This is a genomic window from Erwinia sp. 198 (assembly GCF_003937915.1).
GTDB classification, from domain to species: Bacteria; Pseudomonadota; Gammaproteobacteria; order Enterobacterales; family Enterobacteriaceae; genus Erwinia; species Erwinia aeris.
On record NZ_RHUM01000005.1, the window covers coordinates 209,503 to 223,211 of the forward strand.

The 13,709-nt window shown below is 55.8% G+C and carries 15 protein-coding genes; 7 read left to right on the forward strand and 8 right to left on the reverse strand.

Translation table 11 applies throughout. The features are described from left to right. Position 1 precedes the first annotated feature (1 nt). Genes EGK14_RS09320 through EGK14_RS09330 form a run of 3 tightly spaced genes read right to left on the reverse strand, consistent with a single transcriptional unit; the run spans position 2 to position 3,017 of the window. Positions 2 to 934, reverse strand: a complete 933-nt coding sequence (locus EGK14_RS09320; protein ID WP_125288806.1) for an ABC transporter ATP-binding protein — start codon at positions 932 to 934, stop codon at positions 2 to 4. Beyond that, on the reverse strand, positions 931 to 2,085 hold the full coding sequence (locus tag EGK14_RS09325) for an ABC transporter permease (protein ID WP_125288807.1): 1,155 nt from the start codon (positions 2,083 to 2,085) through the stop codon (positions 931 to 933). Before EGK14_RS09325 ends, EGK14_RS09320 begins: the two co-directional genes overlap by 4 nt. A gap of 14 nt (positions 2,086 to 2,099) precedes the next feature. Then, positions 2,100 to 3,017, reverse strand: coding sequence for an ABC transporter substrate-binding protein (locus EGK14_RS09330; protein ID WP_125288808.1), 918 nt, complete (start codon positions 3,015 to 3,017; stop codon positions 2,100 to 2,102). Between the two features lie 183 nt (positions 3,018 to 3,200). On the opposite strand from EGK14_RS09330, the gene EGK14_RS09335 reads away from it, so the two are divergent. Next, entirely contained in the window at positions 3,201 to 3,605 is a 405-nt protein-coding gene (locus tag EGK14_RS09335; RefSeq protein ID WP_125288809.1) for a hypothetical protein, read from the forward strand. Here EGK14_RS09335 and idi read toward each other — a convergent pair. The 3 genes from idi to EGK14_RS09350 all read right to left on the reverse strand — a co-directional run bounded on the left by idi (position 3,565) and on the right by EGK14_RS09350 (position 6,287). Next, a complete protein-coding gene (gene idi / locus EGK14_RS09340; RefSeq protein ID WP_125288810.1) occupies positions 3,565 to 4,122 on the reverse strand; it encodes an isopentenyl-diphosphate Delta-isomerase in 558 nt (185 codons plus the stop codon). The two genes, EGK14_RS09335 and idi, sit on opposite strands and share 41 nt — an antisense overlap. A gap of 85 nt (positions 4,123 to 4,207) precedes the next feature. Then, positions 4,208 to 5,314 carry a suppressor of fused domain protein gene (locus tag EGK14_RS09345; protein ID WP_125288811.1) on the reverse strand — a complete coding sequence of 369 codons (1,107 nt, stop codon included), beginning with the start codon at positions 5,312 to 5,314 and terminating at the stop codon, positions 4,208 to 4,210. Positions 5,315 to 5,414: 100 nt separating this feature from the next. Further along, the gene (locus EGK14_RS09350) at positions 5,415 to 6,287 is read right to left on the reverse strand and encodes an oxygenase MpaB family protein (protein ID WP_125288812.1); all 873 of its coding nucleotides are present in this window, start codon (positions 6,285 to 6,287) and stop codon (positions 5,415 to 5,417) included. 221 nt (positions 6,288 to 6,508) lie between these two features. Here EGK14_RS09350 and EGK14_RS09355 point away from each other — a divergent pair, with 221 nt between their 5' ends. Together EGK14_RS09355 and EGK14_RS09360 are read left to right on the forward strand one after the other, a co-directional pair. Then, positions 6,509 to 7,120: a pesticin C-terminus-like muramidase gene (locus EGK14_RS09355; RefSeq protein ID WP_125288813.1), complete on the forward strand. Its 612-nt coding sequence runs from the start codon at positions 6,509 to 6,511 to the stop codon at positions 7,118 to 7,120. Continuing rightward, complete coding sequence (locus EGK14_RS09360; protein WP_125288814.1) at positions 7,117 to 7,506, forward strand: lysozyme inhibitor LprI family protein; 390 nt, start codon at positions 7,117 to 7,119, stop codon at positions 7,504 to 7,506. Before EGK14_RS09355 ends, EGK14_RS09360 begins: the two co-directional genes overlap by 4 nt. A 34-nt stretch (positions 7,507 to 7,540) precedes the next feature. On the opposite strand, the gene EGK14_RS21285 is transcribed toward EGK14_RS09360, so the two are convergent. After that, positions 7,541 to 7,717, reverse strand: a complete 177-nt coding sequence (locus EGK14_RS21285) for a hypothetical protein (RefSeq protein ID WP_158616038.1) — start codon at positions 7,715 to 7,717, stop codon at positions 7,541 to 7,543. A gap of 153 nt (positions 7,718 to 7,870) precedes the next feature. Here EGK14_RS21285 and EGK14_RS09365 point away from each other — a divergent pair, with 153 nt between their 5' ends. From EGK14_RS09365 to EGK14_RS09375, 3 genes are all read left to right on the forward strand, one after another. Continuing rightward, a complete protein-coding gene (locus EGK14_RS09365) occupies positions 7,871 to 8,356 on the forward strand; it encodes a GNAT family N-acetyltransferase (protein ID WP_125288815.1) in 486 nt (161 codons plus the stop codon). Between the two features lie 131 nt (positions 8,357 to 8,487). Next, entirely contained in the window at positions 8,488 to 8,769 is a 282-nt protein-coding gene (locus tag EGK14_RS09370) for a hypothetical protein (protein WP_125288816.1), read from the forward strand. A gap of 223 nt (positions 8,770 to 8,992) precedes the next feature. Then, on the forward strand, positions 8,993 to 9,427 hold the full coding sequence (locus EGK14_RS09375; protein WP_125288817.1) for a hypothetical protein: 435 nt from the start codon (positions 8,993 to 8,995) through the stop codon (positions 9,425 to 9,427). Positions 9,428 to 9,470: 43 nt separating this feature from the next. Here the strand turns inward: EGK14_RS09375 and bglX are convergent, their stop codons facing one another. Continuing rightward, positions 9,471 to 11,768 carry a beta-glucosidase BglX gene (bglX, locus tag EGK14_RS09380; protein ID WP_125288818.1) on the reverse strand — a complete coding sequence of 766 codons (2,298 nt, stop codon included), beginning with the start codon at positions 11,766 to 11,768 and terminating at the stop codon, positions 9,471 to 9,473. A gap of 148 nt (positions 11,769 to 11,916) precedes the next feature. Between bglX and dld the strand changes: the two genes are divergently transcribed. Next, positions 11,917 to 13,650, forward strand: a complete 1,734-nt coding sequence (dld, locus tag EGK14_RS09385; RefSeq protein WP_125288819.1) for a D-lactate dehydrogenase — start codon at positions 11,917 to 11,919, stop codon at positions 13,648 to 13,650. Positions 13,651 to 13,709: the final 59 nt, after the last annotated feature.

The following is a 13,709-nucleotide window of genomic DNA, read 5'->3' on the forward strand; positions in this document are numbered from 1 at the left end:
ATTATTGCTTCTTCTGCCGCAGTAAATCGGCAAAATGCAGCACGCCGAGCGGCTGCATTTTGCTGTCCCGTACCGCCAGTCGGTCGGTTCCACGCGCGATAAACAGCGACAGGGCTTCGCGCAGCGTCAGCGTTTCCGCAATACTTTCTTCCTCCAGCCACTCGCCGCGCCGCGCCGCCTCGCCAGCCAGCCCCAGCGAAAGCAGGCGAATGCCCCACTCGCTCTGGCCAAAAAAGCGACGCACGAAGTCGTTAACGGGTGTTGTCAGCAGCGCCGTCGGCGTGCCCTGCTGCACCACTTTGCCGCCGTCCATTAAAACCAGCCGGTCAGCCAGCGCCAGCGCCTCGTCGATATCGTGCGTTACCAGCACTATTGTCTTGCCGGAAAGGCGATGAATACGGGCAATTTCTTGCTGAAGCGTGGCGCGAGTCACCGGATCGAGCGCGCCGAAAGGCTCATCCATCAGCAGCACTTCCGGATCGGCCGCCAGCGCTCTCGCCACGCCAATACGCTGCTGCTGCCCGCCGGAAAGCTGATGCGGATAGCGATGGCGAAACGCCTCTTCCATATTCAGCAAGGCCAGCAGTTCACTGACGCGCGCGTGGATTTGCGGCTTACTCCAGCCCAGCAGTGTCGGCACGGTGGCGATATTTTTTTCCACCGTCCAGTGCGGGAAAAGCCCGGTAGACTGGATAACGTAGCCCATCCGCCGCCGCAGCGCCTGCGGGTCGAAGCGACGGATCTCTTCGCCGCCAAAACGTATCGCGCCCTTATCGTGTTCGATTAAACGATTAATCATCTTTAGCGTGGTTGATTTACCACAGCCGGACGTGCCGATAAGCACGGTAAATTCGCCTTTGCCGATATGCAGCGTCAAATCGCTGACCGCCGCCTTGCCCGCAAAGTATTTACTCACCTCTTTAAATTCAATCACTGGCGTTGTATCCCGGAAAGCAACAGCTTAAATAACGTATCCACCGCCACCGCCAGGGCGATAACAGGGATCACCCCCAACATGACCAGATCCAGCGCGCTGCTGAGCAACCCCTGAAAAATGACGGCGCCGAAGCCGCCCGCCCCGATCAGCGCGGCGATAACCGCCATGCCGATGGTTTGCACCGCCGTCACGCGCAGACCGGCAAGCAGTACCGGCAGCGCCAGCGGCACCTCGACCTGGCGGAATATCTGGCCGCTGCTCATGCCCATGCCCCGCGCGGTTTCAATCACTGCTTCCGGCACGTTCTGCAACCCGCTCACGACGCTACGCACCAGCGGCAGCAGCGCATAGAGCACCAGCGCGATTAGCGCGGGTGCCATACCGATGCCGCTGATGCCGAACGTGGTCAGGGCCGGAAACTCGCGCGCCAGCCCGCTGAGCGGGGCGATAAGCAGGCCAAACAGCGCGACGGAAGGCACGGTCTGAATGATATTCAGCGTGGCGAAAACCGTTGACTGTATGGCCGGACGACGACAGCAGTACCAGCCCAGCGGCACGCCGATCAGCAGCGCCGGAAAAAGCGTGCCGCCCAAAATCAGCAGGTGTCGTGACAGCGCCTGGTCGAAGACATCGCGCCGGTTGGCATACTCTTTCAGCAGGGAAAGCGCGTCGAGCTGGCCGCTCAGCAATAGAAAGACCGCCGGCAGCCAGATCGGCGCGTTCAGCAGCAAACGCCATAACCCCTGTCGGGTCAAACGGCTGATGGTATCAGTCGCCATCAGCAGCGCCAGCGCGGCGGCCAGCCAGAAGCCGCTGCCCAGAGAGGCTCTTGCCAGCGGATGGCCCTGCTGCGCCAGCGAGGCGGCCGCATAACCGCCAGCGGCGATCAGCGCGATAAACAGCGTTTCGCTACAGAGAAGCGTCAAGGCCAGGCTGGTGCGCTTCTGCGGCAAAAAAGCGAGCAGCATCAGCAAAAATGCGGGCAGCAACAGCCACCAGCCCAGGCCGTTGGCTACCTGCTGCAGCCCAAGCGGCTGACCGGAAACGAGCCGGTTTGGCGCCCAGTTGAGAAACGGCAGCGCCGTCAGCGCTGCCGCCAGCAGCAGCGCCAGCGTCAACGTGACGCGGTTATGTACCCGAATAGTCATTTTGCCGCGCGTGGCTACAGATTTTTCTGCTGCAGGTAGTCGGCGGCCACTTTTTTCGCGTCCATCCCTTCTACCGCAATCTTGGCATTAAGCTGCTGCAACGTTTTTTCATCCAGCGAGGCGAAGACTGGCTCCAGCCAGTCGCCGATTTGCGGCCAGGCTTTCAGCACCGCTTCACGGATGACCGGCGTCGGCGCGTATACGGGCTGCACGCCCCTGGGATCGCTTAGCGTTTGCAGGCCAAGCGCCGCTACCGGGCCGTCGGTGCCGTAAGCCATCGCCGCGTTCACGCCGGAAGTTTGCTGCGCTGCCGCTTTCAGCGTAACGGCCGTATCGCCGCCCGCCAGCGACAGCAGCTGATCCTGATCCAGCTTAAACTGGTAGGCACGCTCGAAAGCGGGCAGCGCGTCGGGCCTTTCGATAAACTCCGCCGAGGCCGCCAGCTTAAATTCGCCGCCGCTTTTCAGCCAGGCACTGAGATCGGCCAGCGTGGCGAGCTTGTTTTTCTGCGCCACATCGCCGCGTACCGCGATGGTCCAGGTATTGTTAGCGGGCGACGGCGTCAGCCAGATCAGATGATTTTTCTCACCGTCGAGCTTTTTAACCAGCTGATAGCCTGCCTGTGCATTTTTCCAGGCCGGGTTTTTCTCGTCGTGAAAGAAGAAAGCGCCATTGCCGGTATATTCCGGATAAATATCCAGCTCGCCCGCCGTGATGGCGCCCCTGACGACCTGCGTATTTCCCAGCTGAATTTTGTTCACGGTTTTTACGCCGTGTTTATCCAGCACCTGTAAAATCAGGTTGCCCAGCAGCGAACCTTCCGTATCGATTTTCGACCCAACCTTGACCGCCTCCGCCGCCTGAGCGCCGCCCGCCATCGCCAGCCAAACCGCCAGCGCCAGCGCGCCGCCCAACCTTATGCTTTTAGCCATTTCGCGTTTCCCTGTTATCGACTCAGCTTCAAGAGTAGCTGAAGAATTAACCACTTAAAACCGCCGCCTTACAACTAAATTACATTGCGCCCTTTGGTTGTAACTTATAACTAACGGGAATTTAACTCTGCCGCCGCCGGGAGTATGCCCACAAACCACACCACTAGAACTGAATATAACCTCATGACTGACCTAACGGCGGAATCGCATGTCGCCACGGCAGGGAGCAAGCCAAGAGGTGAAACGTTGTTTATCCGTCAGGCAACGGATGTTGCAGCGCTGGTAAACAGCCGTACCCGGGCACGTAGCAATGCGCATATCGCGATCGCGATTGCGCTGGGCGACATGTTTCCGGACGCCTGCGATCTGGGCGCGCTGGCGTTTGGCATGAAGGACGTAACCAAAGAGTTTGGCTTAACGCCTGCGGGCGCAGGCATGGTAGCTTCCGCTGCCGCCTTTGGCGCTATCGTCGGCGCGCTGCTGGCGGTACGTCTGATGCCGCGCCTGGGCGCCTTGCGGATGACAGTAGCCGGCTACGGCTGCCAGTTTATGGCGCTGGCGTGCAGGCCGGATGACGGCACGCCGTAAAGCGGGCAAATTCGGCGGGGATGCGGGCGAAGGTATGCAGAAACCACGGCGTAAAACGCTCGGGGTGCGCCGCCATTTCCTGCTGAATTTCCGGCAGCGAAGCGTAGCGCCAGTCGTCCGCTTCTTCCGGATTAGGCTGCGGTAGCTTATCGCTCAGGGTAAACAGGACGTGACCATATTCATGTTCGATCAGGCCATTTGCCAGCGGCAGGTAATAGCTCAGCTCAAACATGGGCTGTAGCTTCAGCGATAGCCCCATTTCTTCATTGAGGCGTCGCTCGGCCGCGTGGCGCGTCGACTCTTCCGGGTAAGGATGGCCGCAGGTGGTGTTGCTCCACAGCCCGCCGCAGTGGTATTTACCGCTGGCGCGCCGTTGCAGCAGCAGCTGATGGCGGGAGTTAAACACGTAAACGGTGACCGCGCGATGCAGCAATCCTTTCTGATGAACCTCAAGCTTTTCCATTCGACCGATGGCGCGATCCCGATCGTCGACCAGGATAACTTCGATTGCAGACATGCACACCTCTTAAGAATTATCTCAGATAATTGTGGCATATCTTTAGCGGCCGTGGCTGGGTAAAATCGTGCGAAAGTACCACGGCTTAGCCAGCCGGCGGATCCACCAGCTCGGGCCGCGCCCGGAAGACAGGATTACACCCCGCCTCGGTTAAGCGTTCCACTAATTGCAGGCCGCCTTGTGGTTCCTGTTCGACGAATTCCTGCTCGGCGGCCGTCACCGGCGTGGCCCATAACAGCGTCACTTTTTCTCCTTGACGCGGCGGCAGTGTAAAACTATCGCCCAGCGTGGCCGAAAGCAAAAAGCCTTCAAAACCTATCGGCGCGACGGCGGAAGAGAGCGTATGCCCTTCGCCCAGCCAGCTGAGGCGCGCCCAGGGAAAATGCGCAAAGCTTGCCAGCGCGCTGGCCATCTGCACCGCGTTCTCTTCGCTCATCACCTCGCCGTCGATCGCCATCGCCAGCTCGATACGGCGACGATCGGCAGCGTCTTTATCCTTATAGAGGAAATCGATCCACGGCATGGGCCGGATGCTCATGCCCAACGTCAGAAAATACCAGTTGCCCTGATGATAGTGCTGCGAGATAGCCATTGGCGGCCAGCTGCCCTGGTCGATAGCGTAGTACTTTAGCGACTCGCCATATTGCGCCTCGTAGCAGCGCAGCATTTCTCGCTGAATGCCTTCCCACGGTTGGGCATCCTGCCAGTCGCGCCAGAAAAGACGATCTTTCTCCGCCCGCGCGTACCAGCTGTTGGTAGAGGCGGAACCCAGCGGCGCGGTCAGCCGGTTCTCTTTGATGCAGCCAGCGGAAAAGCTGACCTGTTTATCCTGATACAGGCTCCAGCCGGGAATAACCGCCAGCAGCTGCCCCTGATACCAGAGCGCCGCACCGTCATCGCCGGGCGTCCAGATAACCTGCAGGCCTGCCGGATGCAATATCGGCTCCGCTTCCAGCGTGCGGCAGTATTCGGCGCTGAGCAGCGGCGGAATGCCCTGCGCCATCGCCTCGCTGTCTTCCTGCGCGGGCGCAGGCAGCAGGTTTCTCAGCCAACAGCCGCGCACGGCAAACTGGCCGCGAAACGGCTCGGCCGGACGAATGTAAAAATAGGCGGTGCGCTCATCCTGCTCAACCGTGGCAATAAGGGTTTGTTGCTGATTAAAGACTTCAGCCAGCCGGTACGTCTGTGTCATAGCGCCTCGACAAGGGTTCAGGGTCATCCCTTTTCCCGGAATTTCCCGGAGAATAGAGCAGGATGCCCGTGCGCGCCATGTCACAACAAGGGTAATAATCTCAAATTTCGCGCCCCATGCGCTGCATGGCACGATAATAGCCGCCGCGACGCACGCACCAGCGCAGCCCGGACGCCAGCCATTTCATCCGCTGGCGGATTAGCGCCCGCCGCCAGCCGGAAAAGCGAAAGCCAAACTGCTGCTGCGTCCATTCGGGCAAAAGCTCAATGCCCGCCATCATCATAGTGCGCATGGCCGGACGCGCCTGCCAGCTCGGCGCGGGCATGGTCAGCAGCACGGCGAGCACCGCTCTGGTGCGCTCGTCACAGCGCAGCTGCGGCCGCATCGCCGTCAGGTAAGCCTCGACTTCCTGTACCGTTTTCGGCACCTGCTCCGCGCCCAGCGCTTCGGCCACCACGGCGGCCTCCGCATAATAGCGATCCTGATCCTCACGGCTGAGCAGCGGATTTTTATAGCGCAGATGGGCGGCCAGAAAGCGGCTGGTTTCCGCCACGTGTACCCAGGTCAGCAGCGCCGGATCGCTGGCGGCATAGGGGTTGCCCTGGCCATCAACGCCCGTTACCCGCAGATGGATCCGTTTTACGCGCTCAATTAACGTATGGGCGTCCGCCGTGTTGCCAAAGGTGGTCACGGCGATAAACTGGCTGGTGCGCCGCAGCCTGCCTGACATATCCTCGCGAAAGGTTGAGTGATCCCAGACGCCTGCCAGCGCCTGTGGATGCAGCATCTGCATCAGCAGCGCGGAGATGCCGCCGCACAACATTGATGAGAAATCGCCGTGCACCTGCCAGATAACGCTGTCCGGACCGTAAAGACCGGGATCGCCAGGCGGCTGGCTGAGGTCGAAGTCGTTCATCGCCAGCCCGTTCAGGCGAAAGACCTGCTGCTGGATCCTGTCTCTGAGTGAAAGCATTATTTTCCTGATTTTGAGGCGTTAATGACGTTTGAAACAGCCCAGGCTGCGTTTTCGGGTAGTTCATCTTCGTGCCAACGCGACATCCGGCCTTGCCGATGTAATAAATTATATAATATTCCTTTGTTCTTTTTTAGACTTTACAAGCAAGATGATACTTCGTTATATTTCTCGAGTAGCTTACTCAGCCTTTAAATCAGATATCAAAAGGATAAGGGAATATGCTTGAACCAGAAAAAGGATTATTAACCTTCAGAGCTGAAGGCAGCAATAGTAAAAGTAGCCTTTATTTTTCCAGAAAAATTCATTTCCCGCAGGATGCAGAAAGATGTGATGGCGTTTTGTCAGGCGTCACGCTCGGCAGAGGCTACGACCTGGGTCACCGTAGCCGGTCAGAAATCATCAGTGACCTTACTTATGCGGGCTTGCCGGTCAGTAAAGCGAAAAAGCTTGCTGAAGCATCACGCCTGACAGGGTGTGAAGCACGAAATTTTGTAAAAAAGCATCATCATGAAATTGGCATTATTACTGAAATTCAACAGGTAAAATTGTTTGAAAAAATATATCCTGATTATGAAGTAAGGGCGAAAAACAACTATAACTCCTGGCTAAAAAACAGATCGGATATCGTTCCCTGGGGATCCCTAAGTTTGGCCATCAAAAATGTTTTAATTGATTTCGTTTATCAAGGTTATACCAAAAGCGCGCGCCCTATGCTGGCTGGTGCACATAATAATCCACAGGAACTTATTAATTATATAAGAAATACGCCGACCCTTCGTGATGATGAGCCTGACAGACAAAGAGTAAACTATTTACTGGAGTCGCGATGAAAAAATCTCTCGCGTTCGTATTACTTATCTGCCAGGCGAGCTTTGCTCAGGAGAATTGCGCGACGATCACCAATAGCGAGCAGTACTATAACTGCTCATATATCAAAAAGGAGGCCGCTACCAAAAGGCTGGATGCTGTTTACAGTAAGTATTTAACTGAAGTTACTCATAGCTACACTGCGCATAAAAATATTGGTGAGGATCTTCTGGCTAAAATTAAAAAATCTCAGGTAGCATGGCTTAATTATATGCACGCTACTTGTGATATTTATGCCTTTCAGATCGACGAAAATAACCAGCGTCATACCGCGGCAATTAATCAATGTGTTACTGATATGTCGGAAAAAAGAGTCACGGAGCTGGCAGAAATGATAGCCAATATTTAACCAGTACAAGCCACGCCAGCCGGTATGCTCACCGTTAGTTGCGCGGATTTTCTTGCCGCCAGGGGGCAGGAATGTACAAACGCCGTCTACGGTAGCAAATCGGCGGCCATACCACGACGAAATGCACAAATGCCTTCTGCAGCGGCAGGCTGGCGATGGTAACGGCGGCGAAAGCTTTCCAGTTGCTATCCGGATTATGTAAAAAGGTCACGCGTGGTTCCTGACTGAAAAATCCACCGTATCGGTGCGGAAACTTCGCATCACAGGGAGAGTCGGGCGCAGGTAAAAAGTTTGATTGCGCTTAATTCCGCACGCAATAACCTTTATGCTTATCCGCTTTAACCCGCAGGGAAAAGGAAAAGCCATGAGTATCACTATCCGCCAGGCCCGTCCGACAGACGCGCAAACCATTTACGCGATGATTTATGAGCTGGCCGTTTATGAAAAAGCGCCGCAAGAAGTGGTGACCACGCCGGAGGAAATTCGCGAGACGCTGTTTGGCGCAGAGAGCAAAACCGAAGCGCTGATTTGCGAAGTGGACGGCACCGCCGTCGGCTATGCGGTGTTTTTTACCAGCTACTCAACCTGGCTTGGCCGCAACGGCATTTATCTGGAAGATCTCTATATTTCGCCTGATGCGCGCGGCAACGGCGCGGGCAAAGCGCTGATTAAGCATATTGCGCAGCTGGCCGTGCAGCGCCGCTGCGGTCGTCTGGAGTGGAGCGTGCTGGACTGGAATCAGCCCGCTATCGACTTCTATTTAAGCATTGGCGCCGTGGCGCAAAGCGAATGGGTGCGTTATCGCCTGGACGGCGACGCGCTGCTGAAATTTGCCGAAGCAGGAAAGTAGAAGCCATAAAATGTTTCAACAGATTTGAATAAGGCCGGGAAATATAATTCAGACAACAGACCGTGTTATCGGCCTGTTGTTTTTATACGTTAGCGCGCATAATCCCTAATATAGTCCAGCAAGGAGCGATTATGGACGGCCTTAATAACGATTTTTCTCTTAGCGCTACAGGCTATAAAAATTTACGCACCCGTGAAGTTGTTGTTTATCATTATTACAATGACTCAGGATTTAATGCAGAGAATTGTACATGGGGAGTTGGAACGCTTGCTCACTATGGTCTTTGTACCGAAGAGGAATTACAAAGAGAAGTAACAACAAACGATATTAACGCAGCGCTGGCGAAGCATGTTCATCAGGTTGAACGCTATATACGCCGCAAAGTCAAGCATTATCGGCTGACGCAGGCGTAGTTCGATGCTCTGGTTTCCTTTTCTTATAACGTGGGGAGTCCTTCTGCCGTGATGGCCGCAGCCGATCGCGGGGACACGAAAGCGGTACATGATAAAATGCCAAATTATATCTATGTCTATAAACGTGATGCTCAGGGCCGTAAGATCGGAAAGCCACAAATTTTAGCCCCACTTTATCAACGAAGGCTTGAAGAATCTTCCCCCTTTCAATAAAGAGTCCGTCATGAAAAAAATTATAGCCGCTGCAATGCTTTTTTTGATGAGTAGCGCTATAGCGGATAAAGAGACAGATGCAAGGCTTGATAAACTGATGGGGCCAGCAACGCATCAGCAATATCATCAGTTTCTGGAAAATTTACAACATGCGGTAGCTATTGCGGATAAAAGATCCGTTGCTGCTATGATAGATTATCCTGTTACTGTTTCTGTTAACGGACGGCCGGTTTACCTGGCAAACAAACAGGATTTTATTACTAATTTTGATTTTATATTTAATGAAAAATTAAAAAAAACAGTGGCAGAACAAAAATATGAAAACTTGTTCGCGAAAGATAGCGGGATCATGGTCGGTAGTCATGGAGAAATTTGGTTTAGCGGCATTTGCATAACCAGCGACTGTCAAAAATTCGCGATTAAAATCATAGCTATCAATAATTAACCGGCCGCCCTCCTCAGGCTGCCGGTTTAATTAAAGGTGATATTTACAGGTAATCAAATTCCGCATCGCTGGTGTGAACAGAATCCAGCCCGATCATCACGCTGAATTTACCCGGCTCCGCCACCTGCTGCATTTTGGCGTTCCAGAATTTAAGCGCCTTCACGTCAACAGGGAAGGTCACGGTCTGCGACTCGCCCGCTTTCAGCATAATGCGCTTAAAGCCCTTCAGCTCCTTCACCGGGCGGCTAACGCTGGCGACCTGGTCACGCAGGTAAAGCTGCACCAGGGTCGCGCCGTCAAGCTTGCCGGTGTTGGTCACCGTGACCGAAGCCGAAACCTGACCGTTACGCGGCATGGTTTTAGCCGAAAGCGTGACCGGCGATACCGTAAAGCTGGTGTAGCTCAGACCAAAGCCAAACGGATAAAGCGGGCCGTTCTCCGCATCGTAATAGTGCGAGGTATATTTGTTCGGCCTTGCCGGATCGTAAGGCCGTCCCGTGTTCAGGTGGTTGTAGTAGATTGGGATCTGCCCTACCGAACGAGGGAAAGACATCGGCAGCTTGCCGGAAGGATTGTAATCGCCGAACAGCACGTCCGCGATAGCGTTGCCGCCTTCGGTGCCGCTGAACCAGGTTTCCAGCAGCGCATCCGCTTCGCGGCTCTCTTTAACGATAGCCAGCGGGCGGCCGTTCATCAGCACCAGCACCAGCGGCTTGCCGGTCGCCTTCAGCGCGCTAATCAGCACCTGCTGCGAAGGCGGAATGGTGATATCGCTGCGGCTGGACGCTTCGTGCGCCATGCCCTGCGCTTCGCCCACTACGGCCACCACAACATCCGCTTTTTTCGCCGTTTCTACCGCTTCGTCCAACAGCTGCTGCGGGGTGCGCGCATCCACCGTGACCGCTTTTTCATAAAGGTTCAGAAAGTCCTGGATGCCCTTATTGTCGCTGACGTTAGCGCCTTTGGCGTAAAGCAGCGTGGCTTTGCCTGCGGTAGCGTTTTTAATGCCTTGCATAACGGTAACGGACTGCGAGGCGACGCCTGCCGCCGACCAGCTGCCCATAATATCGCGCTGGCTGTCGGCCAGCGGGCCGATCAGCGCAATGGTGCCCGCTTTTTTCAGCGGCAGCGTGTCATTGCGGTTTTTCAGCAGCACGATGCTTTTGCGAGCGACATCACGCGCTTCCGGCCGGTGTAAGCGGCTTTCGGCATTGGTGTCTTTGGGATCGCTCTCCGCCGGGCCAAGATGGCTGTAGGGATCGTTAAACAACCCCATATCATATTTAACGTTAAGCACGTGGCGCGTGGCATCGTCGATATCCGCCATACTGACCGCGCCGCTTTTTACCAGGTTCGGCAGATACTTGCTGTAGTATTCGTCGCTCATGCTCATATTCACGCCGGACTGGATGGCGACACGTACGGCATCCTGCGGATCGCTGGCCACACCGTGCTTCATCAGCTCTTTGATCGCGCCGTGATCGCTGATGGTGATACCTTTGAACTTCCAGTCATCCCGCAGCAAATCTTTCAGCAGCCAGCTATTGGAAGTGGCAGGCACGCCGTTGATTGAATTCAGTGAGACCATCACGCCGCCGCTGCCCGCGTCCAGCGCCGCTTTGTAAGGCGGCAGATAGTCCTGCGCCAGCCGCTGCGGACTCATATCCACCGTGTTGTAATCGCGACCGCCCTCTACCGCACCATAGGCGGCGAAGTGCTTCACGCTGGTCATCACCGAATAGCGATCCGCCGGGCTTTTACCCTGCATGGATTCCACCAGCATGCGGCCCATCTCCGACGTCAGCCAGGTATCCTCGCCGAACCCTTCCGATACCCTGCCCCAGCGCGGTTCGCGCGTGACGTCCACCATCGGCGCCCAGGTCATGTTCAGGCCGTCGTCCGCCGCTTCATAAGCCGACACGCGCCCCACGGTTGCGATAGCATCCAGATCCCAGCTTGCCGCCAGCGCCAGCGGAATAGGGAAAACGGTACGCTGACCGTGCACCACATCATAGGCAAAGAACAGCGGAATTTTCAGGCGGCTGAGCTGCATCGCCTGATCCTGCATCGCGCGGATATCGTGGCGCGTGACGGTATTAAAGATAGCGCCGACCTGCTCTTGCTTGATCATTTCCCGGATAGCCTCTTTCGGGTTATCCGGGCCGACGCTAATTAACCGGAGCTGGCCGATTTTTTCATCCAGCGTCATTTTCTGCAGGAGGTTGCTCACAAAGGTGTCGCGAGCTGCGGGCGTCAGCGGGTGCTGCCCGTGGTTATCGTCGGCAAAGGCAGGCTGTAGCGCCAGCGCAACGGCGAAGCTAACAGAACAAATCCATTTCATCAGGGTAGTTTCTCTCAGGTAAACGACAGAAAATCGTGCGGCGAGTGTGCCATAAGTTGAGGATAGCAGGTAGTTTTCAAGCCGGTTAAGCCTGCTTTAGTTCAGCGGTGCTAAAGTTAGGGCGTGCGATAAAAAAGGACACAAGGATATGAACAGACCCTCATCAACCGGCAGCAGGCTGGTTTCGGAACTGGGCCGCATCGTCGGCCGCGCCCACTTGCTGACCGATCCGCAAAAAACCGAACGCTACCGCAAAGGCTTCCGCTCTGGCGAAGGCGAAGCGCTGGCCGTGGTGTTTCCCGGCACGCTGCTGGAACAGTGGCGCATTTTACAGGCCTGCGTGGCGGCAGACGTCATCGTGCTGATGCAGGCGGCCAATACCGGCCTTACCGAAGGCTCGACGCCAAACGGCAACGATTACGATCGCGATATCGTGATCGTCAGCACCCGCCGGATGGATAAAATTCAGCTGTTGGATGACGGCAAACAGGTGCTGGCGTTTCCCGGCAGTACGCTTTATCAGCTGGAAAAAATCCTTAAGCCGCTGGGGCGCGAGCCGCATTCGGTAATTGGTTCCTCCTGCATTGGCGCATCGGTGCTGGGCGGCATCTGCAACAACTCCGGCGGCTCTCTGATTAAGCGTGGCCCGGCCTACAGCGAAATGGCGCTCTATGCGCAAAAAGATGCCAGCGGCAGGCTGGTGCTGGTAAACCACCTTGGCATTGAGTTGGGCAATACACCGGAGCAAATTCTCAGCCGGCTTGATGATGAAACCTGGCGGCCTGAAGATGTGCGCCACGACAGACGACACGCGTCGGATCACGACTACGCCGAACGCGTGCGCGAAGTCGAGGCGGATACGCCGTCGCGCTTTAACGCCGATGCGCGGCGGCTGTTTGAGGCTTCCGGCTGTGCGGGCAAGCTGGCCGTGTTCGCCGTGCGGCTGGATACCTTCACCAGCGAAAAAGCCCAGCAGGTTTTTTATATCGGCACCAATCAGCCTGCCGTGCTGGACGAGCTGCGCCGCCATATCCTGCAACGCTTTAACGAACTGCCGGTGGCTGGCGAATATTTGCACCGCGATACGTTTGATATTGCCGAAACTTACGGTAAAGACACCTTTGTGATGATCGATAAACTCGGCACCGACAAAATGCCGCTGTTTTTCGCGCTGAAAGGCCATGCTGACGCGCTGCTGAAGCGCTTCTCGTTTATCAGGCCCAACCTTACCGACCGCGTAATGCAAAAAATCAGCGGCCTGCTGCCTTCACACCTTCCCGCCAGGCTGAAAGCTTACCGCGATCGTTTCGAGCATCATCTGATGTTGAAAATGGCCGGGCCGGGCGTGGAGGAAGCGCGCCGGTACCTGAAAGATTACTTTCAGCAGGCGGACGGCGACTATTTTGAGTGCACGCCGGAAGAAGGCGGCAAAGCCTTTCTTCATCGCTTTGCCGCAGCGGGCGCGGCCGTTCGCTATCATGCGGTGCATCAGCAGGAAGTGGAGGATATTCTGGCGCTGGATATCGCTCTGCGCCGTAACGATCGCGACTGGTTTGAAAAGCTGCCGCCGGACTTTGACGACGCGCTGGTGCATCGTCTTTATTACGGCCACTTTTTCTGCCACGTCTTCCATCAGGATTACATTGTGAAAAAGGGGGTTGACGCGCATGCCCTGAAGGAGAAAATGCTGCAGATCCTCCGCGAGCGCGGCGCGGAATATCCTGCGGAACATAATGTAGGCCATCTTTATCAGGCCAAACCGCAGCTGAAAGCTTTTTATCAGCAGCTCGATCCCACCAACAGTTTTAACCCCGGCATCGGCAAAACCACCAGGGCAAAAAACTGGGCGGAGTGCGGCTGTACAGGGAAAGCGGAGCGCTGAGCCAGATAACGGCATGACCGATAGTCATGCCGCCTCAGACTGCTGACAAAGATAAAGAA

Excerpts from the sequence above, each read along its gene's own strand:
- EGK14_RS09350 (WP_125288812.1), bottom strand. The coding sequence starts at position 6,287 with ATGCTTTCACTCAGAGACAGGATCCAGCAGCAGGTCTTTCGCCTGAAC.
- EGK14_RS09375 (WP_125288817.1), top strand. The coding sequence starts at position 8,993 with ATGAAAAAAATTATAGCCGCTGCAATGCTTTTTTTGATGAGTAGCGCT.
- EGK14_RS09365 (WP_125288815.1), top strand. The coding sequence starts at position 7,871 with ATGAGTATCACTATCCGCCAGGCCCGTCCGACAGACGCGCAAACCATT.
- EGK14_RS09345 (WP_125288811.1), bottom strand. The coding sequence starts at position 5,314 with ATGACACAGACGTACCGGCTGGCTGAAGTCTTTAATCAGCAACAAACC.
- bglX (WP_125288818.1), bottom strand. The coding sequence starts at position 11,768 with ATGAAATGGATTTGTTCTGTTAGCTTCGCCGTTGCGCTGGCGCTACAG.
- EGK14_RS09335 (WP_125288809.1), top strand. The coding sequence starts at position 3,201 with ATGACTGACCTAACGGCGGAATCGCATGTCGCCACGGCAGGGAGCAAG.
- idi (WP_125288810.1), bottom strand. The coding sequence starts at position 4,122 with ATGTCTGCAATCGAAGTTATCCTGGTCGACGATCGGGATCGCGCCATC.
- EGK14_RS09325 (WP_125288807.1), bottom strand. The coding sequence starts at position 2,085 with ATGACTATTCGGGTACATAACCGCGTCACGTTGACGCTGGCGCTGCTG.
- EGK14_RS09360 (WP_125288814.1), top strand. The coding sequence starts at position 7,117 with ATGAAAAAATCTCTCGCGTTCGTATTACTTATCTGCCAGGCGAGCTTT.
- EGK14_RS09370 (WP_125288816.1), top strand. The coding sequence starts at position 8,488 with ATGGACGGCCTTAATAACGATTTTTCTCTTAGCGCTACAGGCTATAAA.
- dld (WP_125288819.1), top strand. The coding sequence starts at position 11,917 with ATGAACAGACCCTCATCAACCGGCAGCAGGCTGGTTTCGGAACTGGGC.
- EGK14_RS09355 (WP_125288813.1), top strand. The coding sequence starts at position 6,509 with ATGCTTGAACCAGAAAAAGGATTATTAACCTTCAGAGCTGAAGGCAGC.
- EGK14_RS09330 (WP_125288808.1), bottom strand. The coding sequence starts at position 3,017 with ATGGCTAAAAGCATAAGGTTGGGCGGCGCGCTGGCGCTGGCGGTTTGG.